18 protein-coding genes and 1 pseudogene are annotated in these 24939 nt (G+C 61.2%); 9 read left to right on the top strand and 10 right to left on the bottom strand.

The genetic code is table 11. The features are described from left to right. Positions 1–95 precede the first annotated feature (95 nt). The gene (locus tag NG895_RS14360; protein WP_252853201.1) at positions 96–887 is read right to left on the bottom strand and encodes a sugar phosphate isomerase/epimerase family protein; all 792 of its coding nucleotides are present in this window, start codon (positions 885–887) and stop codon (positions 96–98) included. A 177-nt stretch (positions 888–1064) separates the two neighbouring features. Here NG895_RS14360 and NG895_RS14355 point away from each other — a divergent pair, with 177 nt between their 5' ends. The 3 genes from NG895_RS14355 to NG895_RS14345 all read left to right on the top strand — a co-directional run bounded on the left by NG895_RS14355 (position 1065) and on the right by NG895_RS14345 (position 6567). After that, a complete protein-coding gene (locus tag NG895_RS14355; RefSeq protein ID WP_252853200.1) occupies positions 1065–3917 on the top strand; it encodes a hypothetical protein in 2853 nt (950 codons plus the stop codon). A 186-nt stretch (positions 3918–4103) separates the two neighbouring features. Then, a complete protein-coding gene (locus NG895_RS14350) occupies positions 4104–5906 on the top strand; it encodes an alpha-amylase family glycosyl hydrolase (RefSeq protein ID WP_252853199.1) in 1803 nt (600 codons plus the stop codon). 85 nt (positions 5907–5991) lie between these two features. After that, the gene (locus NG895_RS14345) at positions 5992–6567 is read left to right on the top strand and encodes a Uma2 family endonuclease (RefSeq protein WP_252853377.1); all 576 of its coding nucleotides are present in this window, start codon (positions 5992–5994) and stop codon (positions 6565–6567) included. Positions 6568–6577: 10 nt separating this feature from the next. Here the strand turns inward: NG895_RS14345 and NG895_RS14340 are convergent, their stop codons facing one another. Then, positions 6578–8887 carry a SulP family inorganic anion transporter gene (locus NG895_RS14340; RefSeq protein WP_252853198.1) on the bottom strand — a complete coding sequence of 770 codons (2310 nt, stop codon included), beginning with the start codon at positions 8885–8887 and terminating at the stop codon, positions 6578–6580. Between the two features lie 772 nt (positions 8888–9659). Here NG895_RS14340 and NG895_RS14335 point away from each other — a divergent pair. Then, positions 9660–9902 (top strand): hypothetical protein, encoded by a 243-nt coding sequence (locus NG895_RS14335; protein ID WP_252853197.1) that lies wholly within the window; start codon positions 9660–9662, stop codon positions 9900–9902. A 39-nt stretch (positions 9903–9941) separates the two neighbouring features. Here NG895_RS14335 and NG895_RS14330 read toward each other — a convergent pair whose 3' ends face one another. Then, complete coding sequence (locus tag NG895_RS14330; protein ID WP_252853196.1) at positions 9942–10379, bottom strand: TM2 domain-containing protein; 438 nt, start codon at positions 10377–10379, stop codon at positions 9942–9944. A gap of 321 nt (positions 10380–10700) precedes the next feature. Here NG895_RS14330 and NG895_RS14325 point away from each other — a divergent pair, with 321 nt between their 5' ends. After that, on the top strand, positions 10701–11417 hold the full coding sequence (locus tag NG895_RS14325) for a DUF2459 domain-containing protein (RefSeq protein ID WP_252853195.1): 717 nt from the start codon (positions 10701–10703) through the stop codon (positions 11415–11417). Positions 11418–11440: 23 nt separating this feature from the next. After that, positions 11441–11818, top strand: a complete 378-nt coding sequence (locus tag NG895_RS14320; protein ID WP_252853194.1) for an STAS domain-containing protein — start codon at positions 11441–11443, stop codon at positions 11816–11818. 133 nt (positions 11819–11951) lie between these two features. Here NG895_RS14320 and NG895_RS14315 read toward each other — a convergent pair whose 3' ends face one another. Beyond that, a complete protein-coding gene (locus NG895_RS14315; protein WP_252853193.1) occupies positions 11952–12128 on the bottom strand; it encodes a hypothetical protein in 177 nt (58 codons plus the stop codon). A 387-nt stretch (positions 12129–12515) separates the two neighbouring features. Between NG895_RS14315 and NG895_RS14310 the strand changes: the two genes are divergently transcribed. After that, positions 12516–13034, top strand: coding sequence for an HD domain-containing protein (locus NG895_RS14310; RefSeq protein WP_252853192.1), 519 nt, complete (start codon positions 12516–12518; stop codon positions 13032–13034). A 13-nt stretch (positions 13035–13047) separates the two neighbouring features. On the opposite strand, the gene NG895_RS14305 is transcribed toward NG895_RS14310, so the two are convergent. Together NG895_RS14305 and NG895_RS14300 are read right to left on the bottom strand one after the other, a co-directional pair. Continuing rightward, positions 13048–14391, bottom strand: coding sequence for a hypothetical protein (locus NG895_RS14305; protein WP_252853191.1), 1344 nt, complete (start codon positions 14389–14391; stop codon positions 13048–13050). 70 nt (positions 14392–14461) lie between these two features. After that, positions 14462–17206: a family 78 glycoside hydrolase catalytic domain gene (locus NG895_RS14300; protein ID WP_252853190.1), complete on the bottom strand. Its 2745-nt coding sequence runs from the start codon at positions 17204–17206 to the stop codon at positions 14462–14464. A 334-nt stretch (positions 17207–17540) separates the two neighbouring features. On the opposite strand from NG895_RS14300, the pseudogene budC reads away from it, so the two are divergent. Next, a pseudogene (gene budC, locus NG895_RS14295) lies at positions 17541–18224 on the top strand (meso-2,3-butanediol dehydrogenase); the annotation flags it as partial. 15 nt (positions 18225–18239) lie between these two features. Here budC and NG895_RS14290 read toward each other — a convergent pair. Then, positions 18240–19553: a TlpA family protein disulfide reductase gene (locus NG895_RS14290; protein WP_252853188.1), complete on the bottom strand. Its 1314-nt coding sequence runs from the start codon at positions 19551–19553 to the stop codon at positions 18240–18242. Positions 19554–19920: 367 nt separating this feature from the next. Between NG895_RS14290 and NG895_RS14285 the strand changes: the two genes are divergently transcribed. Then, a complete protein-coding gene (locus NG895_RS14285) occupies positions 19921–20760 on the top strand; it encodes a c-type cytochrome (RefSeq protein WP_341871458.1) in 840 nt (279 codons plus the stop codon). A gap of 29 nt (positions 20761–20789) precedes the next feature. Here the strand turns inward: NG895_RS14285 and NG895_RS14280 are convergent, their stop codons facing one another. From NG895_RS14280 to NG895_RS14270, 3 genes are all read right to left on the bottom strand, one after another. After that, complete coding sequence (locus NG895_RS14280; protein ID WP_252853187.1) at positions 20790–22592, bottom strand: heparinase II/III domain-containing protein; 1803 nt, start codon at positions 22590–22592, stop codon at positions 20790–20792. 171 nt (positions 22593–22763) lie between these two features. After that, positions 22764–24380 (bottom strand): chaperonin GroEL, encoded by a 1617-nt coding sequence (groL, locus tag NG895_RS14275; RefSeq protein ID WP_252853186.1) that lies wholly within the window; start codon positions 24378–24380, stop codon positions 22764–22766. Positions 24381–24523: 143 nt separating this feature from the next. Then, positions 24524–24844 carry a co-chaperone GroES gene (locus tag NG895_RS14270; protein WP_252853185.1) on the bottom strand — a complete coding sequence of 107 codons (321 nt, stop codon included), beginning with the start codon at positions 24842–24844 and terminating at the stop codon, positions 24524–24526. Between the last annotated feature and the right edge of the window lie 95 nt (positions 24845–24939).

The following is a 24939-nucleotide window of genomic DNA, read 5'->3' as shown; positions in this document are numbered from 1 at the left end:
TCCGTATTGGGGCAAATCGCCGGAGAAACGTGCCATTCGCCGGAGCCCCGCGCAAGCCAGCGCTACAGACTCGCTCGCTGCGTGACAGCCGTCTGTTAACCCATCGCCAGGCTGCGGAGATATTCGACCGCGGCGGCTAGTTCGCTGCGGGCATCGCCCGAGTGGCTGCGATTGGCGGTGAACCAGCCGGTGTAGTCCAGCGCGTCGAGCATGGCGACGAGGGCCGGCAGGTCGGCCGAGCCACGTCCCAGTTGCACCGGCACCGCGCGGCTGGAACCAAAATCGCGAACCGCGTCGTTGGCGTAAACATGCGAAACGTATTTTCCGAGATGTTCCAACGCGTCGAGCGGCGACTGATTGCTCTCCAGCAGCCGGGCAGGGTCGAGCGCTACGCCGAGGGTGCCCTCAGGCAGTTGGCCCAGTAGGCCGGCCAACTCGTCGACCGGCGCGGAGGTGGTCAGCGCGCAGAATCTTGCGCCTACGCGGTTGCCCTCGTGCGCCAGCGACTCGAGTGCCTGCATCAATGCCTCGCGGCGGGGCGAGTCCTCTTCGGGCAGGTCGCCGTAGGCGCGGCCCACCAGCACTCGGGCGCCCAGTTGTGCGGCCATGCGCATCGCCTGGCGTGTTCCCTGCAGCCGGCGGTCGAGTTCGGCGGGGTCCTCATACCCACGGCGCGTGGGATAGCTGGCGGCTGCCAGCCGCAAGTTGTGGTCTTCCAGCAGTTTGCGAAACTGCCGAATACCCGACTGCGAGAGGTCGGCCAGCGGCAGCTCGCCGCGGAGGTCGATCTCCACGCCATCGGCGCCCAATTCGGCGGCAGTTGCCAGTGCCTTGCGGAGCGATTGTCCCAGGGCGTGCGTTGCCATTCCGATTTTGACGATTGTCACAACTGGAGGTCCTTGTTTTGGTTCGATTGGTGAGGTTTCGCGACAGCGTCGTGGTAACGCTACGGTACATTTTCACAGCGCCGATGGCTAGCAGCCACGCGGCTGGGGGCCTGAACCGAGTTCTACGCCATTTTTTCCTGGTTGATGATGTTCTTACGATTCCTACTAACCACTGCGATGCTTGGAACCGCGCTGGCCGCGCCGTCGTTCGGACGCGAGGTAAGCCACGAGGCCATCTTCGCTACCAAGTTCGAGCAAGAGTCCGATGCCAACTACGACCAGTGGCCCGATTACTGGACGCGGAAGACGAATCCCGAATATCCCCACTACACGAAAGTCGGAATTGTCGACGACCCAACGGCCGAGAATGGGCGAAGTCTGCAGGTCGACTTGGACGGTGGGGGAGTGTTCGTTTCGACGCCCGCCATCCCCATCCTACCGAAGTTCGGCTACAAGGCCTTCATTCGGGTCAAGGCGGAGAATATCAAGTATACGGACGCTCGCTTCGTCATCGAACTGCAGAACCGCAACCAGGAACGCATTCAGATCCAGGTGAGCGAACCGATCGAGTCGGACGGCGAGTGGCACGACGTGAAGATCGACTCGTTGCGTCCCAACAGTGCACAAATCGACCGCGCCGTGGTCTATCTGGATGCGCCGCGGGGGCGCCGTGGTGACATGAAGGGCAAACTGCACGTCGACTATGTGATCTTCGAACGTTTGCCCAGCATGGTGGTCAGAACCGGCAGGCTTTACAACGTCTATGACGACTTTCAGGAGGTGAAGGTTGAATGCACGCTGTCCGGTATCCGCGAGCAGAATCCCGAAATCCGCTTTCAGTTGCTGGATGAAACCAGCCGCGAGATCGAAGGCAAGTCGGACACCAAGCGGCTCGCAGGCCGGCTGATAGTCGAAGACTCGTTTCGAGCCGACGACATCGTCGGAACCATCGGCAATCGCCCAAGCGGTTATGAAGGCACTCAGTACTGGACGCCCGACATCGAAGACTACGGCTTCTACAAAATTCGTGTCGAGATGCTACGCGAGAACGACAAGGAAGCAGGTCACGAGATCAGCGAGTACGATCGCCAGCTCGAAGAGCGAGTTATCACACTGGCGGTACTGCCGAAGCTTCCCCGCCCGGCGCATGGCGAGTTCGGCTGGACCCTGCCGATGGGCGAAAATCCGTTGTCGTTCGAGGTGCTGGCCGACATGCTTCCCCGGGTGGGCGTGCATTGGGTGAAGTTGCCGGTATGGTATCCGCCAAACGAGCGCGAACGCGGGGAGGAGATCATCCGCTTCGCCGAGCGGACCTCGGCCTCGGGCATCGAAGTGGTCGGTATTCTCGACGATCCGCTGGCCGAAGACTGGGATATCCGCGACCCCAATCAACCGTCGGACGTCGCCAACCTGCTGCTGACCGATCCCTCGTTCTGGCAACCCCAGTTCGAGCACGTGATGACCCGCCTGAGCCTCCGCCTGCGGTGGTGGCAGTTGGGCAACGACTGGGACACGTCGTTCTACGGATACTCCGAGTTGCCAAGCAAGTTGCTGAGCATTCGCAAGCACCTGTTCCGCTTTGGCCAGGACGTGCAGTTAGGACTCGGATGGCGATGGCCCGAGCAGGGCAGGGAGACCGATTGGCTTCCCACGCACGAGACGGACGTTTGGGAATACGTACAAATGTCGGCCGATCCGCCCCTGGGGGCCGAAGCCTTGGACGAACGAATGGCAACGTACCCGCGCGGCAGTGCGTCGCGTTGGGTGCTCGTCGATCCGACCATGCATTCGCAGTACGACCGACCCGAAAAGAGTCTGTCGGCCAGCGAGAAGAAACAGTTGCACCAGAATCACGTGCGAGAATTCGTCCGTAGCATGGTGGCTGCCAAAATACACGATGCCGAGGGAATCTTCGTCGCCAACCCGTTTACGGGACCCGAGGGCGTGATGAACATCGACGGCACACCGGGTGAGTTGCTGTTACCTTGGCGGACCACGGCTCACCTGCTGGGAGGATGCAGGTACATGGGGCAGTTGACCCTCCCCGGCCATAGCACGAACCATGTGTTCCGCAACGAACAAGGCCAGGTAGTCATGATTGTGTGGAACGATAAGCCCACCATGGAGCAACTGTATCTGGGCAAGAAAATCGAGCGGCTGGACGTCTGGGGCAAGCGGCAGACACTGGAGTCCGACGACCAGGGACGCGTGAGGTTCGAGGTTGATCGCAATCCATCGTTTCTCATTGGACTTCATCCCGCGATTACCGCCTGGCGGATGAGCGTGACGTTCGACAAACTGCGCGTGCCGAGCGTGTTCAGTCGACCGCACGACAACCTGGTTCGTGGGCGGAATCAATTCAAGCAAGGAGTACGAGGTCACTTTTCGATCTTCGTTCCTCAGCGACCCGAAGAGGTCGAGCTGAACCTTGTCACCGACAACGTCCCGGCAGCCTTCGATGGCCGCAATCGGACCTGGGAGGTCTTACCGCGTCAAGGAAGCTTGTCGATTGGCCCCCAGGAGGAGTTCAGCCTGCCGATCCAGATTCAATTGAACGACGCCACGTTTGGCCAGCAGCCGGTGCGGATCGACTTTGTGGTGGATGCTGACCAGGAATATCGATTCAGCGTGTGGCGCAATCTGCGGGTCGGTATGGACGACATCGAGATCAAGGTCTCTACCCACCTGGATGAACGGGGCCAGTTGATCGTCGAGCAGAGAATGACAAATTCCGGTCCACGCACTTCCGATTTCAAGTGCCTGCTGTACGCGCCGCCACGGCGCCGCAAACGCACGCAGGTGGTGATGTTGGGCCCCGACGAGAACAAGAAGATCTATCAATATCCCCACGGGGAGGAGTTGATTGGCCATGTGCTGAAGCTCCGCGCCGAAGAGATCTACGGCACCCGCGTGTTGATACACCGCTTTCGAGCCGAAGCCGGATCTGCTCAGCCCAACGACGAGCCGCAGGAACCCGGACAGCAAGACCTCGATACGCAGGTCGATAGTACTGCCCCCGACGCGTTGTGAACCCAGATGCCGCGGCCCACGCCAGTGGTGCAGCACCAACAAGACGAGCACCTAAGAACGAACCCCGAGTATCTACCGTACAGACCGCCGAGTGGCAGCGCCCGGCCAGTGGCCAATGGCTCCGCTCCCGCTCTCCAGTTACACTTAGCGTTGGCCCCGCTTTCCCGCAAAAAAGAGTCTGCCCCCATGTTGCTCGAAGAACGAATCGGCGCTCACCCGACCAGCCAAGGTTGCTTTTTCCGTGTTTGGGCTCCCCACGCCGAGCGGGTGAGGGTGCGCATGCAGCATGGCGACCTATGGCGGCCGCACGACGCGGCCGAAGAAGCCGACCTCGATCGGTCGCCCAGCGGCTACTGGAGCGCCACGGTGCCGGGCATCGGGGCGGGTACGCTGTACCGTTTCGAAATTACCTCGGGGGGCCAGGTTAGCGAGCGTTTGGACCCCGCCGCCCGCGACGTGGTGAGCTCCGCGCTCACGCGGTCCGATGGCAATAGCCAGAATGCGTCGATCGTCGTGGAGAGCAAGCCCTATCCCTGGGAATCGTTCAGCACACCGGCGTTCGAGAATTTCCTCATCTACCAGATGCACATCGGCAGTTTTGCGGGGCGGAACGACTATCTGAACAAGCCGATTGCCACGTTTGTCGACGTGGAATCGAAGTTCGACTACATCCGCTCGATGGGTTTCAATGCCATCGAGCCGCTGCCCATCTCGGAGTTCGCCTTCGATCGTTCGTGGGGCTACAACCCGGCGGCCTTTTTTGCCCCCGAGAGTGCTTACGGAACGCCGGCCGACCTGAAACACTTCGTCAACGCAGCCCACGGCAAGGGACTGGCCGTGATTTTCGACGTGGTTTACAACCACGCCGGGCCAGGCGACAACGTCCTCTGGCAGTTCGATGGCTATGAGAAGGACGGTGGCATTTACTTCGAAGGGGGCAGCATGACCCCCTGGGGACGTGGCCCGGCCTGGTGGAAATGGGAAGTGCAGGACTTCTTCTACCAGAACGCCCGTATGTACTTCGAAGAGTACCATGCCGACGGATTGCGGTTCGACGCCACGACCATGATCAACGGCAACTACCTGCGCAACGTCTTGTGGCGGCTGCGGCAGGATTTCCCCGACAAGTATCTGATTGCCGAACACCTGCCCGCCCATCCTTGGATCATTACCGCGGGAAACTTCAACGCCACGTGGCACGCCTCGGCCCATCACGAGACGCAGCGGGCGTTGGTGGGCGACGCCTCGATCGATCGTCTGCTCGGCATCCTGGACCACGCCCCGTTCGAGCATAGTTGGAACTTGGTGAACTACCTCTCCGGCTCGCACGACGACATCGGCGACTCGGAGAACGGCGACGCCGAGCACGGCCATCGCAACTGGGATCACCGGCATCGCTACCTGGTCGACCTGCTGGGTGGACGGCACAACAGCTGGGCCCGGGCCAAGTGCCGCCTGGCTTGGGCGCTCAACGCCACGATGCCCGGTACTCCGATGTGTTTCATGGGCAGCGAGTGCCTGCTGGCCTCGCCGCACGTGGCGTGGGGCTATTGGCACGACGGTGTCGACCAGTGGGGCGACCACCGCTTCGACTGGCGTACGGCCGGCGACGCCCTGGGTCTCGAGATGCGCGAACTAGTGGCGGCGTCGAATGCCGTGCGCTGGGAAAACCCCGCGCTGCGGTCCGACGACTTCCGCATTGTGCATGTTGATCGCGAAAACAACGTCTTGGCATTTGTCCGCGAGTTCTACCACAACAAGATCCTCGTGGTCGTGAACGTAGGCGATCGCAACTTTACCGACCACAACTACGAAGTGCCCACCGGCGGCCTGGAGGGGGCATTTGCCGAAGTGCTCTGCTCGCAGGACGAACGATTCGGTGGCTGGCAGGGGGCCGGTAACGCGGGACACTTCCCCACGCCCAGCGAGTATGGCCGCATCTCGATCAATCTGCCACAGTGGAGTGTGGTGGCGTTCAAAGCGACATAGAACGAGTGGACGCCAAGTTGGTAGCTGTCAGTGACCCGGGAGGATTTCGTTGCCAACGTCCCCCGTCGATGATAACTTGAAACGTATGACTGCAGCCAAACAGCTCGAATTCGTTTCAGTCGCCGACTATCTGGCCGGCGAGCAACTGTCCGATGCCAAGCACGAGTACTCGGATGGCTACGTCTACGCCATGGCCGGCGCAAAGACGGTGCACAATCGTATTGCGGGAGCTTGGTACGCGGCGCTCCACAACGCTCTCCGTGGCCAGCCCTGTGAACCGTTCAACTCCGACATGAAGGTCCGGGTGCAGCTTCCCACGCATACGCGATTTTACTATCCCGATGGCATGGTGGTGTGCGATGCCAACGAGCCGGACGATCTGTACCAGGATCGTCCTGTCATCATCGCCGAGGTGCTATCGGAGGCAACTCGTCGCATTGACGAAGGCGAGAAACGCGAAGCGTACCTGACAATCCCCACGCTAGCCGCTTACATGCTGATCGAGACCGACAGGCCGCGCGTCGTAGTGCATCGCCGCACCGACGAAGGTTTTGTGGCTGAGTGCTACGAGGGCCTCGACGCTGGGGTCGCTTTGCCCGGTATCGACGCCGAGTTGCCGTTGGCCGAGCTCTACGAACGGGTGGAGTTCAAAGCGTCGTAGGTTCCACCTCTCACGACACTTCCGGCTCCATCGCCTCGATGCGGCCGTGCTCGTTGAGGAACTTTACCTCGCCGGTCTTGATGTCGTAGATCATGCCGACCACCAGTACGCGGCCGTCGCGCACCGCGTCGCGAATTACGCTGCTGCGAGCGGTGATTTCGTGCACCGTGCGGAGCACATTGCGGCGGACGATGTCGTCGAGCATCGCTTCGCGATCGTCTTCGTTGAGCCGGAGGAACTGGCGGGCTTCGTCTTCGCGGACGCTCACCTGCACCTCTTCGACCACGGCGCCCAGGTTCTCGCAGCCGGTTGCCTCACGGGTGTTCTTACCCTCAGCCATGATCCCCACGGCCGACGTCACGGCGCCACAGCGGGTGTGCCCCAGCACGACCACCAGCTTCACTCCGGCGACGCCCACGCCGAACTCGATGCTGCCCAGGCTCTTGGTGCCAATGATATTGCCGGCGACGCGCACAGCGAACATGTCGCCGATGCCCAGGTCGAAGATGATCTCGGCCGGCACTCGCGAGTCGATGCAGCCCAAGATGCAGGCGATCGGGTTTTGTCCGCCAGCGGTGCCGTCGATCGCCCGGCTGAAGTCGCGGGAGAGCTGCTCGCCCGAACGGAACCGACGATTGCCCTCCTTCAGGATGTTGAGCGCCTGTTCGGGTGTTAGCCGGTCCTGGAGTTCGCGTGTCGAGAAGTCGGCGAAATGGATGTCGTCGTGCAGTCGGTACTTGGTGCGGAAGCCGCGGAGGCTGACCTTCACCCCATGCACCGGCGCGATATTGTTTTTGAAGTCGCGAATCAGGCTCAGCACGTCGGGATCGATATAGTCGGTTCCACTGGCATCGATGAGCACGTTGCTCCCTGCGGGGGCTTCGCTGAATACTTTGTCGAGTGCCGCCTTGTTCAGGAAGCTCACCTGATTGGCCAGCTCGATGTGCATGACGTCGCCACCGAGGTGGGTCTCGACGATGCGCCGTACCGGCCGGCGGAGGTTGCTGTTGAGGATGAACAACAGTGCCACGCCCAGACCGATGAGGATGCCGATCAAGAGGTCAGTGAACACGATAGATACCACCGTGATCACGAACGGCAGGAACTGATACCGCCCTTCGCTCCACATTTCGGCGATTAACTTGGGGCTAGCGAGCTTGAAGCCGGTCACCAGCAGAATGGCGGCCAGTGCCGAGATTGGAATCATGTTGAGGTACTGCGGAAAGAATCCAACGCATACAGCCAGCAGAATGCCGTGAAAGAAGGCCGACCGCTTGGTCTTGCAGCCACTGTTCACGTTCACCGAACTGCGGATGATCACGGAGGTCATGGGCAAGCCACCAATGAAACCGGTCGCGATGTTACCCACACCTTGCGCCAGTAGTTCCCGACTGGGAGGCGAAAAACGACGTTCGGGGTCGAGCTTGTCGACCGCCTCGAGGTTGAGCAAGGTTTCCAGTGACGCCACGATAGCCACGGTGATTCCGGCCACGTAGACAGTTGGACTCAGCAAGGCGCTAAAGTCAGGGAAACGGAAAAAGCCCACGAACTCTTGAGCTGTCTTAGCAACCGGGATGTCGACGAGGTGATCGGCGGTGATCGCCATCGCGCCGCCGATGGTCCGAAACCAGAGGTGCAGTCCAACCCCCAGCAGCACGACCGCAAGGGCCCCGGGTATGGGCAGGTGCTTCAGGAATTTCACGCGGCCCCAGATCAACAGAACAGCTACCGAAATCAAACCAATCGTGGCAGCGCCGACGTGAATGTCGCCAGTCTCCAACAGTGACCAGAGCTCGCTAAATGTGGTGTGCTCGTCAGGCTGTTGGTAGGCCATTTCTCCGTGTGGATCCGTATCGTGTCCAACAAGGTGCGGAATCTCCTTAAGGATCAGGATCACTCCAATGGCAGCCAGCAGTCCTTTGATGACACTCGAAGGGAAGAAGGCCGAAAGCGCGCCTGCTTTCAGCACACCCATAACCACCTGCAGGACACCGCCCAAGATCACGGCCACTAGAAAAGCTTCGTACGATCCCAAGTTGGAAATCTGCGTAGCAATGATGGCCGTGAGTCCAGCCGCAGGTCCGCTGACGCTGGTATGCGACCTGCTGATCAAAGCGACCACGAGTCCAGCGATGATTCCTGTCAGCAGGCCAGCGATCAACGGTGGATCGTCCATTCCCGCCGGTCGCGACGCCTGGGCGATTCCCAAACAGAGTGGCAACGCCACGAGGAATACCACCAGGCCGCTCAACAGATCGGCGGGCAATGTCTTCAGGTCATAAATCGAGAACTTGTCGTTGTTGTTGGGCTGCTTGGGCATAGGTGTAGGACGCCAAAAAGTGGGCTTGAACCATGGTCCCTCTTGCACGAGCGGAACAACGCCACACGCTGGAGGGGGCGGGGTGTAGAACCCAGGAGGAACAATCTCGCGAGCTCCCCAAATGGGAGCTCAGTGCACTGGCGAATAACGTTGGCACACTAGCAGCGCAAGGGCGCCATGATTCCACATGAGAGCCGGTGGCCGGAGAGCGGAGGATGGATGATTTGCCCCGGTTTTCGACACGCCGCACAAAGTGGCGGGGAAAACGCCCAAGCAGAACCTACCTGGGGGCCTCGGCTGCTGGGGCGGCATTCGTGAACCCAGGCCAGGAGTTCCTGGCTATCGTTCGTGGTGGTTTCTCGCTCGCTGCCGGTCTCCATCATCGACTCGGCCAGCGTCGGTGTAGCCAGCGGCAAAACCAATGCCAAGGCCGCGGCCAGCCAGGCCCGGTTATGCCAGATCGGGAGTAATTGCCGGAAAGCAGCCAGCATGGGCTCGGTTGGCGGGGGATGAACAAAGAGGAGAGCTTCTTCGCCGTAGAATAATGGCGAAAATCCCGGCGTCAAGAGCAGAGTTTGTCCCGCCGGTGCGGGAGCCGACTACACTTATCGCCCAATTCTCAACCAACCGCCTGCCCGGGGGAGGACAAAATCCGCTGGGTTTTGAGAAAAACTTGCTGCGGTTTGAACGCTTTTTTCCAACCGGCGTGTTAGTATTGTTATAGTCCCCTCATCTGATAGACAGCTTGAAGAGAAGCCCGGAGGAGTATCGAATGCTGCGCCTCAAATCCGACCACCAAGTCTTGGAAGATACTTCTTTTCAGCCATTGCCGGCCTGGGACAAGTTCGTGCCAATCGCCACCAGCGTGCTCATGCTGTCGCTGATTTGCCTGTTCCTCACGAGCCTCATGGCGCAGCTTGGGCCGTTTCCGACCGTCTTTCTAACGACAGTGGCCGCCGTGACGGTGGTCATGCAATTGGGCGAACTCACCACGCCCCGCCGGCCGCAACTCTAGTTGCTCAAGCCGGCTCGCACCGCTCCCGCGAAAGGAGACCTACGCATGCGCGTTCAGGTCGTCCACTTGTTCGTTGAGTGTCCAGAAGTCGTACAGGATTCCAAGCAGGAATAGTCCGCCGGTCAGCAGGTAGATCGCGCCGGTGATCCACTTGCCCATGTAGAAGCGGTGCACTCCGGCCCAGCCCAGGAAGGTGAGCAGAATCCAGGCGATGTTGTAGTCCAGCGGGCCGGGTATATACCGGCGGTTGGCGGCGCGATCCATGCCCGGGATCAGCAGCAGGTCAATAATCCAGCCGATGCCCACCAGACCAAACGTGAGAAACCAGATGGTCCCGGTGATGGGTTTGCCATAGTAGAACCGGTGCGCACCGAAGAATCCGAAGATCCACAAGCAGTAGCCAATCACCATACTATGCGTGTCGTCGATGGTGCCGTGGCTGGTCGCGGTGTGGGTGGTGGGTGTCGCAGTATTCATAGTGATTGTTTGGTGATCAATGGAGGTAAGGGGCGAAAGGGTTATGCTGGCAAGCGGCCCTTCAGTTTGTTCGTCTGGCAGCCGTCTTGCTTGGTCATTCGGAAAATATAGTTCGCAAACAGGATGCCAAACCGGGAATAGGGCTTTGGGGCGTGCGAATACTATGCTTTCGGGCCCGCAGTGCGGGCATTGCCCGACCAGTTCGGTAGTCCGCCAACCACCGCGCCCGGCGGTGATTGCCCCGCGGCCTGCGGACAGCCACAATAGAGTATAGTGCAGGACGTTCACTGCCCTCGTGCCTTCCGCCCCTGATGGATGCCCATGGCCGCCGCCGCTTCGACAACCCGACGCTCGCTGTTCTGGCGCATCGTGCGGCGGACGTTGCACTTGGCGTTGGTGGTGGTACTGGCGTTCACCGGAGCAGTACTGATCGGCTTGATTCCGGTGAATCGCGACTTCAAGAGCCCCGACGACGGCATCGACATCGTGGTCTGTATCGGCTCGGCTCATTCGGAGATCATCGTCCCGATTATCACCGACGTGCACGACTGGGGGCCCTGGTTCTCGGCCAGCGAATTTCCCAATCGCGATGGTTTCGAGACGCACGTTTCCTTTGGCTGGGGCGATCGCGAGTTCTTTCTGCACACGCCCACCTGGGACGACGTTCGGGCCGACCTGACCGCGCGATCGATGTTTCTGCCCACCGATACGGTGATGCATGTCGAGATGATGGATCTGCCCGCAGAGAATGAGATCTATCGCTACGTGACCATCGACCGGGCCGGCTACAAGCGAATGGTCGAGTTCATTCAGTCGTACTTTGTGCTGGACGGTTCGTCGCAGGCAGACGACTTCCACCCGCGGGTGCTACCTGGCGAGCACTACCCCAACAGGGCCGATGCCTTCTACGAAGCCCAGGGCACCTACTCGCTGCTGTATACTTGCAATGCCTGGACGGGCGACGCCTTGCAGACGGCTGGCGTCCGTACCGGGGGTTGGACTCCTTTTCCCATGGGCATTCTGCAAACGGGCGATTGAAAGAAAGGCGGGCTGTGTCGGGTATGGAAGGACAGAAACGGCTCACCGACGATTGGCAGGCAAATCTGTACGAACGCAGCGGCTGGCAAGTCGTTGAGCTGGTGCCCGCTGGCGACGTGACCGGCGATGCCTATCTGCTGGCCGGAGCCGTGTGGGACGTCGTGGCCGACTGGCGACCGCCCCGCATGATTGTCGAGCTGCACCAAGTCACGTTCATGGGTAGCAGCATGATGGGCGCCCTGGTCCGGGTGCTGAAACGGGCGTCGATGGCCGGCGGCGAACTCCGCCTGTGCGGGCTGTTGCCGCATCCCCGCGAAGCCATGCAAGCCTGCCGCCTGCACCTGGTGTTCAGCATCTACGACAACGTCGACCAGGCGACGCAGTACTCGGAGCAATCGTAGAACGCGATTTGTTTCGTTGCAGATACTGTCGACTGCCATCACTACATCTTGCGAAACTCGTAGATGGTCGAGCCAGCAAACAGCAGCCACATGATCGATACGAACAAACCCACAAGGAATATGTAGAAGTCGCTCATCGAACACCTCGATGTAGAACCAGTTTGAGATAGACTCCAGCAGCGATTAACGATGGGACCCAGATGCCGACATACAAACCAGCTTCTTTGTTGCCGGTGAACCAAAGATAGTTGGAAAGCAAAAACGCCAGGGCGGCGCTGGTTGTGATCAGGTAGTCGCTGCGTCGGAACATGGATGATCTGGTGGCTCGAATGGTGGAAGTAGGCATCACGCAGGAAACGTGCGCGGCCGAAGCTGAAACGCGACGCGCTGCGGGATGGTCGAAATTTTTCTGCTGTTGGGACTCTAGGAGCTTCCATGCCGGCGGCAAGTGTCACGCTTTCACGGTCGCAGTAATTCGAGACTCGAGATCAGCGTTCGTTGGTGGGACTTCGACAAGACCGCCGTGCAACCGGAACCAGAGCGCTTTCATCTTTGGTGTTCCGGTTTGGCTTGTTGTGTCGGCCCGCTGCTTTGTCGGCCTGCACCGACGGATAGCAATTCGCCTGCTTCGGCCTTCGCGCATCGGACCAACACCACGGCGCCAAACCAGCACACCAACTTCTGAAAACGCTCCAAAATGCCGAACTATCGCTCCATCCTCTCCGCAATACTCGAAGGCTATGCCTTGCCTATCGACGGCCCGCATGGTGTTGCCCACTGGGCGCGGGTGTACGACAACGGCATGCGACTGGCCGGCGAGACCGGCGCGCGGCGCGAGGTGGTCGGCCTGTTCGCCGTGTTTCACGATTCTCGGCGGTTGAACGAGCACCACGATCCAGGGCACGGGCTTCGTGGGGCGGAGCTTGCCCACTCGCTGCTCGGCGAGTTGTTCCACCTGGCCGACGACGACTTCGACCTGCTGTACGAAGCCTGCGCCGGCCACACGGACGAGCGAACCCACCTGGATGTCACCGTGCAAACCTGCTGGGACGCCGATCGTTTGGACCTGGGCCGTGTGGGTGTCGAGCCCCACGCCGACTACCTGTGTACACCGGCCGCCAAACGCAGGTCGACCATCCGCTGGGCCGACGGCCGGGCGAGTTTCCAGGTGGTGCCGGAATGGGTAGAGGAGCAGTGGGGCGTGGAGTTGGAATAGCGTGGTGCGAAATTCACTCCGTTGGCGCCGCCAGCTGTTCTTCCTTTCGCACGGCGAACCTCTCCCACAACAGTGCCGGCACCCGTGCCAGCAGGAAGCCCGCACAGCCAAGCCCCAGGCCGGCCATGAATTCGACGAACCAGTTGGGCCAGTTAATCGAACGCCCCGCCGGTTCCCAGAACGCCATCAACACGGCAATCGCTGTCGTGATCGATATGAGATTGCGGATGCCGAACTTCAACCGCGCCCGCCGAATACTTACCATCGCTTGCACGGCCACTGCGGTGCCAGCGGCGATCCACAGCAGCACGGCGATGTTCGCCGCCAGCAGGGGCCATTGTAGAGTGCCACTTTTCCAGCCATTGAGCGTCCAGTAGTCGATTGAGGTTTCTACCAGCCGGTGATTTTGGAAATGGATCCAGGGCCAGCCGTACTCGTTGGTGTTGGAAGACACATCCAACAAGGAGAACGTGCCGATGGTGCAAGCCATCACCACGGTCCATAGCCAAGAGGTAAAGCTCAATCCGAAGAACCTCCGGTGTTGCTCATTTGCGCGTGCTGGCAATTCTCGGGTACGGTGAAGCCATAGGCCGAGCTTTATAGCCAAAAGACCCAGCGTGACGACCAGGCCAGCCCAGGTGAGAATCTCGACCGGCTCAGCGAAGTCTCCCCACTCACCAACAGAGTAAGCTAGAAACAGTCCGACAAGAATAGTGTTCAGCGCAACCAGTAATGGACGTGGAGTTGCCCAAGCTCCAGGCAGGATCGCCCAATGGACAAGTTCCACGAATGTCCAGCAGACGATCACGGGATAGAGAATTGCTGGAGCAATGAGTAGCACTATATCCGAAAGCCACGCGTTCGTAATTGGCTGGTGTTGAGGTGGAAACAGCAGGTCACTCCTCGCAATGGCCACCAGAGAATCGGCAATAATGACTAGCCAGCAGGCCACCATGGCGATGAGCAAAGTCAGGCAGCAACGCGTGAGCCTGGGTGGGAATCCTACGAGCAATCTCGCCAAGCTTCGCCCAACCAGCAGAATCGCACCTGCGGCCATGCTGATATCTAGCACCAGCATCCAGCCATTGAACTGACTGCAGAGTGACGTTGGATCCTGAAGAGGCCATGGGCCATGATGCCAACTAAATCCGGCGCCACGTACCCGAAGGTCACGTGTCATGTAAGTAAACGGGACACCATGACGATAGTCCAATCCGTCATCTACAAACGTAGGGCAAGAATACCATCGAAACGGCTGCAAGTTCAGCAGCACGAATAGCACCGCCAAGAACAGTACCGATACCACGAGCGACCTGCGATAGGCGTTGTGTTGGTCGCGGGTGGCAGTGTCGGTCATGGTTGCTGCAGGGGCGGGGCGGTGCTCGCTGCCGGACGCCCGGCGGCGTCCGCTCGCTTAGATGGCGGGCTCAATCCACTGGCCAGCGGAACTCGTACGTCCCCGAGGCGACGTCCAGCAGCGTGGTTTCTTCTGAGCGGCGAACGTTCGTGAGGCCCTCGGCCTGGTCGAGTGCTTTGCCGCTCTCGGTGATCTTTCGGCTGGTGGGCAAGTGCAGCGTCGCCGTGGTGTTGGGCGGCACCACGACGGTGAGTTCCACCTCGCCATCTTGCTTTCGCCATGACGATTCGATGTGACCGGTCGGCGCGTCGTAGCTCGCCTTCACCCAGTGGAGCCCGTCGATGATCCCAGGGCGGATCTCGAACGCAGCGAAGCCCGGCTCTTCGCCCGGGCGGATGCCGGCCAGGCCCATGATGGGCCAAGCGCCCACGTACAGGTACGAACTGTGCAGCTTTGAATGTCCCGGGCGGCCGGACTCGGGTTCCCAGCATTCCCAAATGGTCGTGGCGCCGTTGTCCAGCATGTAGCCCCAGCTGGGAAAGTCGGTCTGGGTGGCCATCGTGGCAATCAGGTCGTCGCGTTGCTCGCGCATCAACAGCTTGAACAACATCGCACCCCCCGTGATGCCGGCGTGAATGTGCCCGTCGCGGACCTCGGCAATCTCGCGTTCCAACCGGTCCATCACCAGCGGTCGTTCGGCTTCGGGAGGCAAATCCGCGAGCAGCGCGAGCGCCATGTGTGCTTGCATGCCGCCGGCGTAGCTGTGGTCGTCGGCATCGTAGAACTCGGCATGCACAGCGTCGCGAATGGTGCTTGCTCGCTGGCGGAGCGCCGCGGCTTCGTCGGACTTGCCCAGCTCGTCGGCGATGGCCGCGGCGAGCTTCAGGTTGTACAGCCAGTAGGCGTTGTTGAACATCAGCGTCTCGCGCGTGCCGCTATTGGTGCCGTCGGCGCCGGGCCACAGCCAGTCGCTCAGAAAGGCCCACTGGTCGGCAATGCCATCGCCTTGCGACTTCCAGCGAACGAGCATGTCGTCTTCGGAATGCGCTTCGAGGAAGCCGAGCCACCGCTCGATGGTGGGCCAGCTTTGCTCCAGGATGCGACGGTCGCCGTACTGGCGGAACGTTTCCCATGGCAGAACCACGCAGAAGCCGCTCCACCCGGGACCGCCACCGCCCCAATAGGTGGGCGCGGTGTAGGGCAGGTAGCCGCTGTCGTACTGCACGTCGTGCCAGTCCTGGTTCCACTTGGTGTAGAACGCGGCCGCGTCGTAGTTGGTAAGTGCCGTGTTGATCGTGGCGTGACCGTCGCCGCCGTAACCCATCCGCTCGCGCTGCGGACAGTCGACCAGGTAGCCGCCGAGCGCCAGGTTTTCGAGCGTCCACAGGGTCGTGTCGTAGATGTCGTTGAGCAGCTCGTTGGACGATTCAAACTGCCCAGTGCGGCCAAAGTCGCTGCGCACCAGGTAGCCCCGCACGTCGGACAGTTCCGGCTTGCGGCTGACGCCGCGGATGGTGAGCCATCGCCCGCTGTGATAGTTAAACCGGCTGCGGAAGGTGCCCTGGCCACTGGGGCCAACGACCAGCGTGTTACGCAGGCTCCATGTGCAGGGGCTTTCCAGCATTTCGGACGAGAGGATCTCGACGCTGCCACCGGGCGGGGCCTCGACGTCCACTTCGATGAGCCCCACAAAGTTCCGACCCATATCAACGCGGTACTCCCCCTCGTTCACCTCGACCACTTCCACCGGTTCGATCGACTCGATCACGCGATTCGGCTCGACCATCTCGGCCGAAATAGCAAGCTTCGGCCTGTACACGGTCGCTGGTTGCCAGGCGGTGTCGTCGAAGTCCAGCTGGTTCCAGTTCGGCACCTCGCGCGTGGTGTCTTGCAGTTCGCCACCAAAGTCGCGAAACTTCCACGTGCCGATCAGTTTGTTGGAGCTGGGGTGCGTGAGCCAGGTTTCGTCCGTGCGGACGTCGACCGCTGGCTGGCCAGCAAGCTCGATGCTTCCCTCGGCCGACACGATCGGCTGAGCGGGTTTGTCGTCGGTTTGATAGGCTGGGTAGATCGACCAGCCGGTCCCCAGCCACAGGGCGATGACGTTCTCGCCGGGCTGCAGCGCGGGGGCGATGTCGTACGTCACGTACCGCGCCCGCTTGCGATGGTTGCTCACCGCCGGGGCGAGCACCGTGTCGGAGATGCGTTGTCCGTTGACGTACAGCTCGTGATAACCGACCGAAGCGACCTGCAGCTCCGCCCGTTGCACATCGCCATCGATCGTGAGCCGCTTGCGAAACCACGGGTCCCAGGCGTTGCCACTCTCGGGCTTGGCCTCCGCGGCGCCGATCCACGGGGCGGTCCACTCGCCGCCGGCCGTCGGGCCCATGGTCCACTGGGCGGGTTGGCTCCAGTCGCTGGCCACATCCTCTTGGTCCCATACCTTCACTTTCCAGTAGCACGCCATGCCGGGCTCGAGTGGTGCCCCGTTGTATTCGATGTGCTGAGTGCTTTGTGTTTCTTGCTTGCCCGAGTCCCATAGATCGGCGGCGTTGCGATCGAGGTCCTCCGCACGGCTGGCCACCAGAATCTGGTAGGCCGTCTGACGCAGCGCTCGCCGCTGGGGCTCAGTCGCTGCAATGCGCCACGATAGTTGCGGCCGGACCACGTCGATGCCCAGCGGATCGATCAGGTGCTCGCACTCCAGGTCGACCGCCGCGATCGAGCACTCCGCTGGAGGAGCGTCCGCCACCGCCCGCTCGCCGACCAGCGACATTAGAACAGCAACCAGCAGCATCCATCTTCGTACGACCACGGTCCACCTCCGCAAGTTGGGGTCTCAAGCCATGCTGGTTAGTTTAAACGATCCGCCTGCTGGTTGCTTCCTCTGAGGGGGGAGGGTTTGCAGCGAGGTGTCTGGCTGCAGGTGGCCGCAGGCCGCTGGTGCTTGCTGCGGTGCATTTCGCCGAGAAAACGGGCTCAACTTGACCCGCGACGACCTCCGGCGAACAGTGCATCATCACAGATTGGCCGGGCGGTCCGCAGAACACGAGAACGGAAAGAGGTGAATCATGTCCGCAGCACGAGTTGTCATTGTTACGGGGGCCGGTTCAGGAATTGGCGCAGCGACCGCCTAGCGTTTCGCCGCCGATGGATGCAAGGTGGTGCTGAACGGCCGCACCGAATCGAAGCTGCAAACGGTGGCCGACGCCATCGGCAAGCCGGAGGACGTGCTCGTACAACCGGGCGACGTTTCCTCGGAGCAGGATGTCGAGCGGTTGATCGCCGCGACGGTCGACAAGTTTGACAGGATCGACGTGCTGGTGAACAACGCGGCCACCCTGGTGATGGGACACATCGACCAGGTATCGTACGACGACTGGAACAAGCAGATGGCCATCAACGCAGGGGGCGTGTTCCTGACCATCAAGAGCGCGCTACCGTACCTGGAACGGTCGGGCGGGGCGGTGGTAAACGTCTCCTCGGTATCTGGCCTGGGCGGCGACTGGGGCTTGTTCGCCTATAACGCCACCAAAGGCGCGGTGAGCAACGTGACCCGCGCCCTGGCACTGGATCTGGCTGCCAGGAACATCCGTGTCAACGCCGTGGCCCCGAGCCTGACCGACACGGAGATGGCCGAAGGGGTCACCAGCGACGACCAGGTGATGCAGAAATTCAAAGATCGCATCCCCATGCAACGCCCCGCCGAGCCGGCGGAAGTGGCCGACGTGATCGCCTTCCTCGCCAGCCACGATGCCCGCTTCGTCAACGGCGTGGTGCTGCCGGTGGATGGTGGTTTGAGCGCCTCGAATGGGCAGCCGAAACTCGGCTGAGCTCTGGCCTGCAACCTATCCGGCCGGCGACGCCAGCAACTCGGCGATGGCTTTTTCCAACATCTCGACGCGGACACCAACGCTTTCCATGGCGATGATGCCGTCGGGGCCAACGACGTAGATCGTGGGAAAGCCTGTAATCGACCACTGCTGGACGAACTTTCCTGGTTTGCCGTCCAGGGCGATGTTCCACGACAGCTTGCCGTCGGCCACGCCCTTACGCGCGGCATCGGGCGTTTTGTCGGCCAAGATGGTGAGCACCTCGAGACGGTCGCCATACTCCTGGTCGAGCCTGGCCAGGTGAGGGTACAACTCGGCGCACGGGCCGCAGCCAGTGAACGAAAACTGCACGATCACCGCCTTGCCACGTTGGTCGGCCATCCGCCACGGGGTGCCATCAAGCAGCGTTACCTCCAATTCGGGGATGACCTTGCCGACCTTCAGGTGACGCTGTTTGAACAGCAGCGCCGCTGCGTAGTCGGCCAGTCGTTGCCCCTCCGGATCATCGACAAGCCGGAAGATCTGCCGGCTGTTGTTCACGGGCTCTGCCCGGCGTCGTCGAGGCGACTGCGGATCGGCCGCCAGTTGCTCGAGCGTGGCAATTGCCGCTTCCGCCCGAGGAGCCAGCTCCTCCGCCGGAGGGACATGCTTGAGGGTATTTTGTCTCAACTCGAGCTCGTTCGGCCAGTACGGTTCGGCGCCGTCTTCCAGTTCGGCAATGCGCGTCGTCATACTTTTGTGCAGCTGTTGCAACTCGAGATCGTTCGTGGCGACTCGGCATCGTATCCAGTCACGCGAATCTGCGGGCAGCGATTCCGACTCGATCAGCGCCTGGGCCGTCTCGTAAGCCAGGGGTTCGTATATCCCACCGAACGACCGAGCGACGACAATCGGCAGCAGCGGTTCGTTGGTGTAGGAGGACAGTCTGCTCAGCGCTTGCCGGCGACCAACGGCCGCCGGCGTGTCGTCGTCTCTGCTCCCTCCAGCACTCAGGAAGATCTCTTGCAGCGCAAGCAGCCCTTTGTTCTGTCCGCGGTGCGACGCTTCGAATTCCAGCAGACGCGGGATGAATTCGGCATGCGGATCGTCGACCTCTCCCTCCGCCAGCGCCGCCTGGAGGGCTTCGCGCGTCTCGAACTTCTGAGCCTGCCGCCAATACGACGAGAGCGTCCGGCTATACTCGGTGAGCAGCGTCGCCAGCTCCTGCTCGCCCGGCGTGAACTGGGTATCAGGGCCAGTCTCTGCTTCGGGGCCAGTCTCCGCTTCGGCCGCCCCCCTCGTGGCGAAGCTGAGAAGCACAACCAGGCATCCGGCGAACAACGTACGCATCAATTCTAACTCCCGAGAGAAAGCAAACTGCAGAATGGTGACGACAATCATGTAATACGCCTAGTCTGCCAGGTGGATCGAATTATGAACCGAAACGCGACGAAAGTTCGAGGCGTGGCATGCTGTTGGCCGCACGCCCGACGCTGGGGGCAAGTGCATCGCCAGCACTGCCAGTGCCGAACGGACCGTTGCGCCGGCCTTGAAGTGGTGACTCAATCGATTGGCACCGCGCCAGCAAGAGACGCCCGCCGCGGACACCCGAAACGCCGAGGGGGTTGGTCCCCATTTCGCGCCGCTGCGGGGTACATTATTGATAGCGGTTACCAGCGCGCCGCGCGTCGTGGATCCCCTCGGAGTTTAGACGAACATGAACCAGCAGTATCGATTTCTGGCCGTGGTGGCCGTGCTTTCGCTGGCCGCCGTCATGCTGTCGATGCACCTCTCGAATGCCGAACCGTCGACCGCAACCGATGCGGAGGCGTCGACCGAGACCGAACTTGACAAGGTGATCGCCCTGGGACGTGAGATCGTGTTGCACACGGGCACGCATCCCTTGTCGAAGCAATACGTGGGCAACGATCTGGCTTGCACTTCCTGTCACTTGGAAGCCGGTACCGATCCGCAGGCCGCTTCGTTCATCGGCGTTGCCACGGCCTATCCCGCCTGGTCGCCTCGCGAGCAGCGGGTGATCACGTTGGAAGACCGTGTGCTCAATTGTTTCATGCGGAGCATGAACGGCACGCGTCCCCCCAACGGCAGCAAGGTGTCCGTGGCCATGACGGCCTACATCGCCTCGCTGTCGCAAGGGCAAGCGATGAAGATGAATCACGAAAAGCCGCTCGGGCCCAAGCACGTGCCGACGCTCGACATCGACATGACGACCGGCGATCTTACCCGCGGCCGCGAACTGTACGCCAACGAGTGCGCCTACTGCCACGGCGACGCAGGCGAAGGCTCTGACGATGGCCCGCCGGTGTGGGGGGCGAAGTCGTACAACCATGGCGCCGGGCTTTCGCGTGTTCCCAAGCTGGCCAGTTGGTTGAAGGTCGCCATGCCACTGGGCGATCCGTACCTGACCGACCAGCAGGCGCTCGACATTGCCACGTACGTCAACTCGAAACCGCGACCCGAGTTCAAGCTGCAGGACCATCTGCCGCCGGCCGACAAGCGGGGCGAGTACAACGCCGAGCCACCGGCCGCCGACTAAGGCGTGCGTGGATCAATAGGCTGACAGTGCTAAGACGCCGGCTTCAAGGTGACCGTCATCTCGCACGCACCGCTTTCTGGCGCCTCGGCATTCCACGTCAGCACGGTCACGCCTTTGAGCGGCTCGCCAAAGAAGCCTTCCGGCGGATCGTAAGGCGTGGCAGTCCATGACCCAGATGTTTTGCTGTCGAGCGTCACGGCCAGTTGCTTACCGTCTTGCGCGAGCGTGACATGGTTGCCGTCGATGTCTACCTTGGCCCGCGTGACCAAGGTCCAACGGATCTCCGCGCCCGGTTTCACGCCTTCGAGCTGATCGTTGATGGTGACCTGCCGGTTGGCTGCATCGAACACGAACTGCCGCGAAGCCTGCTGCACGTCGGGCAGCACCTTCGATAGGTCGACTTCCAGCTCGCCACGGTCCTCGATCAGGGGGGCGTAGTTCGTCAACTCGGCGAATCCGTCGACGTTGTGCTCTTTATCGTTCACGGTCAGCGTGTTGTGCGTCCAATTGCCGTAGCGGTACATCTTCCACCGCTCACCACCTTGCTTGCGGTCCCAGATGTTGATGCCTTTTTGCTCGTAAGTGTTGTAGTTCACCCCGCCCAGGTCGACCGCCCACCGCACTCCATCGGCTTCGAAGATGAACGACCCGGCGTCCATGTGGCCATGGTTGGTCGAGGCCCGGCCGCCCTTGGCGGCGAGGAACATTGCATTGGGGTCGGTCCACGAGGTGCGGAACATGGCCACCGGCTGATGCCCCCGCCCCCGCCAACTCAGCGCAAGCGGTTCGCCGCTTTCCGGCGAGGGGGACCTCCACAGCGGATCGAACGCCGACGAGCGCTTGCGTTTGCGAGAGGAGGTGAGCCGCGCCGTTGCCTTCGCCCAGGCGGGGGTGTTCGCCTCGTTGGCGATCCAGAACAGTGCGGTCGGCGCGCCTACACGGTCGCCACCATCAGAGAAATTGAATGTCTTGCCCGTCGGTCCAGTCGCGTGAGCGACGAACGCACCGCTCGACTCGAGCGCTGGGGTGCACAGCCCCAGGTCGTCGCCGAGCGCAGTACGCAACGTGTCGATCAACAGCACCTGGTAGGTGGTGCCGTAGTTCCAGTAGCCGGGCCCTTCGGGGTAGACGCCATCGGGTTCGTACTCTCTCAGCGCACGAGGGTTGTTGGCGACCGCCATCTCCACCACCCGTCGGGCGAGCTCGGGCTCGTCCTCGGCGATGGCCAGCGCTCCGATGGCCATCCCGCCATAGCACACCGAATTCCAGTTGTTCGTGGTCCGCTGCCACCAGTAGTCGTTCTCGATCAGCGCCACGGCCTTGTCGCGCAGCCCTTCGCGAATCCGCTGCCGCGAATCTGCGGGCAGCTGGTCGTACAGCCAGTCGTATCCCAGCCCCACGGCCGCCGCCATTTCGCCGACATCCAGAAAGTGACTGGGGTTCCAGTCGGAGAATTCGCAGACGTTCAGCATCTCCTCTTCGGCCCGCTTGGCGAATCGTTCGTCACCGGTCAAACGGTAAGCCATCGCCCATTGGGTGATGCGATCGCGGGCCTGGCGCGAGATGCTCAGCAGGCGTCGTCCCGTCATCTTTCGCTCGAGCAGCGGCGCGTCCAATGAGCTGTCGGCCGCTTCCACAATTTGACTGAGCATGGCATCGAGTTCCGGATCACTCGCCCGACGTTCCGATAGCTGCTCGAAGTCGTCGGCCGTGATCAACAGCCGAGGATGCTCGGGACGAAGTGTGGCGAGCGGATCTCCCTGAGCTTGAGTCCTTGGAGCGAGTAACAGAGCAACGACCAAGGCAACCATACTGCAGCGCGCGACCGACATGGGAGACCTCCTGTAGTGAAGAACAAGCACGCTGGCAGTATAACAGAACGAAAAAACCCCGGTGGAGCATTCACTCCACCGGGGTCTTCTATGGTGAACCACTCACCGTAGTGAGCGAGTGGATTCGATTTTGTCAGCCGACAGCCTATAGCTTACAGCCGACAGCCTTCATCAATACATGTCGTCCATGCCGGGGGCACCAGCGGCCTTGCCCTTCTTCGGAGCATCGGCAATCAAGGCGTCCGAGGTCAACAGCAGCGTTGCCACGCTGGCCGCGTTCTGCAGGGCGGTGCGGGTGACCTTTACGGGGTCGATCACACCACTCTTCACCAGATCCTCGTACTTGTCGGTCGCGGCGTTGTAGCCCATGTTGCCCTTCTCGCCGGCCACCTTCTCGCACACCACACCACCGTCTTTGCCGGCGTTGCCAGCAATCGAGGTCAGCGGCGAACGGGCCGCACGCAGGACGATGTTGTAGCCAACTTCCTGATCGTGCGTCAGGTCAGCGGGCGAAACCTTGGCCGCACAGCGGACCAAAGCGACACCACCGCCCGGCAGGATGCCTTCTTCCACTGCAGCGCGGGTGGCGTGCAGGGCGTCCTCGACGCGGGCCTTCTTCTCCTTCATCTCGCTTTCGGTCGCGGCGCCAACGTTCACCTTGGCCACGCCACCGGACAGCTTCGCCAGCCGCTCTTCCAGCTTCTCACGATCGTAATCGCTCGAAGTGTTGTCGATCTCGGCACGGATCTGGTCGATGCGGCCCTTGATCTGACCGCTCTTACCAGCGCCTTCGATGATGGTGGTGTTGTCCTTGTCGACAATCACCTTCTTCGCCCGGCCGAGCTCAGCCAGGCCAATGCCCTCGAGCTTGATGCCCAGGTCTTCGAAGATCGCCTGACCACCGGTAAGCACGGCGATGTCTTCCATCATGGCCTTGCGACGATCGCCAAAGCCGGGGGCCTTCACCGCCACGACATTGAACGTGCCGCGAAGCTTGTTGATCACCAGGGTGGCCAGGGCTTCGCCGTCGATGTCTTCGGCGATGATCAGCAGCGGCTTGCCACTGTTCACCACGGCCTCGAGCACGGGCACCAGGTCTTTGACGCTCGAAATCTTCTTCTCGTGAATCAGGATGTAGCAGTCTTCCAGCACTGCTTCCATGCCCTGAGGATCGGTCACGAAGTAAGGCGACAGGTAGCCGCGGTCGAACTGCATGCCCTCGACCCATTCCACCTCGGTGGCGAGCGACTTGCCTTCGTCGACGGTGATCACACCGTCCTTGCCGACCTTCTCCATCGCCTTGGCCAGCATGTCGCCGATCTCGGCGTCGCCGTTCGACGCCACGGTGCCAACCTGAGCCATCTCTTCGGTGCTCTTGACCTTGATGCTCATCTTCTTGAGCTGCTCGGTCACGTCGGCCACGGCCTTCTCGATACCCTGCTTCATCTGAATCGGGTTCACGCCAGCCACCACGGCCTTCAGACCTTCGTTGAAGATCGCTTCGGCCAGCACGGTGGCGGTGGTGGTGCCGTCGCCGGCCACGTCGGAAGTCTTGCTGGCGACTTCCTTCACCATCTGGGCACCCATGTTCTCGTAGGTGTCCTCCAGTTCAATTTCCTTGGCCACGCTCACGCCGTCCTTGGTGACGGTGGGCGAGCCGAAGCTCTTCTGAAGAATCACGTTGCGGCCTTTAGGGCCGAGCGTCACTTTTACGGCACGAGCGAGCTTCTGCACGCCCCGCCGCATCGCCTCACGGGCTTCTTGATCGAAAGCGATCATTTTGGCCATCGGGTTAACTCCTGTGTGTATTGGAACAGTTTGTAGTTGTATTTAGTTGTGCGACTAAGCAGCGCAGGGGCGAGGGGATAGGATCGAGGGGCGAGGAAATCGAACTTCAGATTCCCTCGCCCCTCACCCCTCGCTCCTCGTCCCTATTCAATCACTGCCAGGATGTCGCCTTCGCTCATCAGCAGCACTTCTTCGTCGTCGATCTCGATCGTCTCGGGGGCGTAGCTGGTGAACAGCACGCGATCGCCCACTTTGACCTGCATCTCGCCACGAGTGCCGTCGTCCAGGGTCTTGCCAGTACCGACGGCCACAATGGTGCCGCGGCTGGGCTTGTCCTTGGCACTGTCGGGCAGCACGATGCCACCGGCGGTGACGTCTTCACTCTCGTCCCGCGACACGACCACTTTGTCGCCCAGCGGTTGCAGCTTGCACTTGCCCTTCTTCTTGGTTGCGGTTGCAGCCATGTGAGTTTGCTCCTGTAAAGTTTCTTTGGTGAAGTCGTAGCCGGATTCGCAAGAATTCGGACTGTGTGTGTCTTTCGGACTATGGATGTCTTCTT

The sequence above is a fragment of the Aeoliella straminimaris genome, from assembly GCF_024054565.1.
In the GTDB taxonomy this organism is placed as follows: Bacteria; Planctomycetota; Planctomycetia; order Pirellulales; family Lacipirellulaceae; genus Aeoliella; species Aeoliella straminimaris.
Note: the sequence above shows the minus strand (reverse complement) of the source record. Positions and strands in the feature narration are given on the sequence as shown.

Coding starts and splice junctions, on each gene's coding strand:
- NG895_RS14355 (WP_252853200.1), top strand. CDS start 1,065: ATGCTTGGAACCGCGCTGGCCGCGCCGTCGTTCGGACGCGAGGTAAGC.
- NG895_RS14350 (WP_252853199.1), top strand. CDS start 4,104: ATGTTGCTCGAAGAACGAATCGGCGCTCACCCGACCAGCCAAGGTTGC.
- NG895_RS14345 (WP_252853377.1), top strand. CDS start 5,992: ATGACTGCAGCCAAACAGCTCGAATTCGTTTCAGTCGCCGACTATCTG.
- NG895_RS14340 (WP_252853198.1), bottom strand. CDS start 8,887: ATGCCCAAGCAGCCCAACAACAACGACAAGTTCTCGATTTATGACCTG.
- NG895_RS14335 (WP_252853197.1), top strand. CDS start 9,660: ATGCTGCGCCTCAAATCCGACCACCAAGTCTTGGAAGATACTTCTTTT.
- NG895_RS14330 (WP_252853196.1), bottom strand. CDS start 10,379: ATGAATACTGCGACACCCACCACCCACACCGCGACCAGCCACGGCACC.
- NG895_RS14325 (WP_252853195.1), top strand. CDS start 10,701: ATGGCCGCCGCCGCTTCGACAACCCGACGCTCGCTGTTCTGGCGCATC.
- NG895_RS14320 (WP_252853194.1), top strand. CDS start 11,441: ATGGAAGGACAGAAACGGCTCACCGACGATTGGCAGGCAAATCTGTAC.
- NG895_RS14315 (WP_252853193.1), bottom strand. CDS start 12,128: ATGTTCCGACGCAGCGACTACCTGATCACAACCAGCGCCGCCCTGGCG.
- NG895_RS14310 (WP_252853192.1), top strand. CDS start 12,516: ATGCCGAACTATCGCTCCATCCTCTCCGCAATACTCGAAGGCTATGCC.
- NG895_RS14305 (WP_252853191.1), bottom strand. CDS start 14,391: ATGACCGACACTGCCACCCGCGACCAACACAACGCCTATCGCAGGTCG.
- NG895_RS14290 (WP_252853188.1), bottom strand. CDS start 19,553: ATGCGTACGTTGTTCGCCGGATGCCTGGTTGTGCTTCTCAGCTTCGCC.
- NG895_RS14285 (WP_341871458.1), top strand. CDS start 19,921: ATGAACCAGCAGTATCGATTTCTGGCCGTGGTGGCCGTGCTTTCGCTG.
- NG895_RS14280 (WP_252853187.1), bottom strand. CDS start 22,592: ATGTCGGTCGCGCGCTGCAGTATGGTTGCCTTGGTCGTTGCTCTGTTA.
- groL (WP_252853186.1), bottom strand. CDS start 24,380: ATGGCCAAAATGATCGCTTTCGATCAAGAAGCCCGTGAGGCGATGCGG.
- NG895_RS14270 (WP_252853185.1), bottom strand. CDS start 24,844: ATGGCTGCAACCGCAACCAAGAAGAAGGGCAAGTGCAAGCTGCAACCG.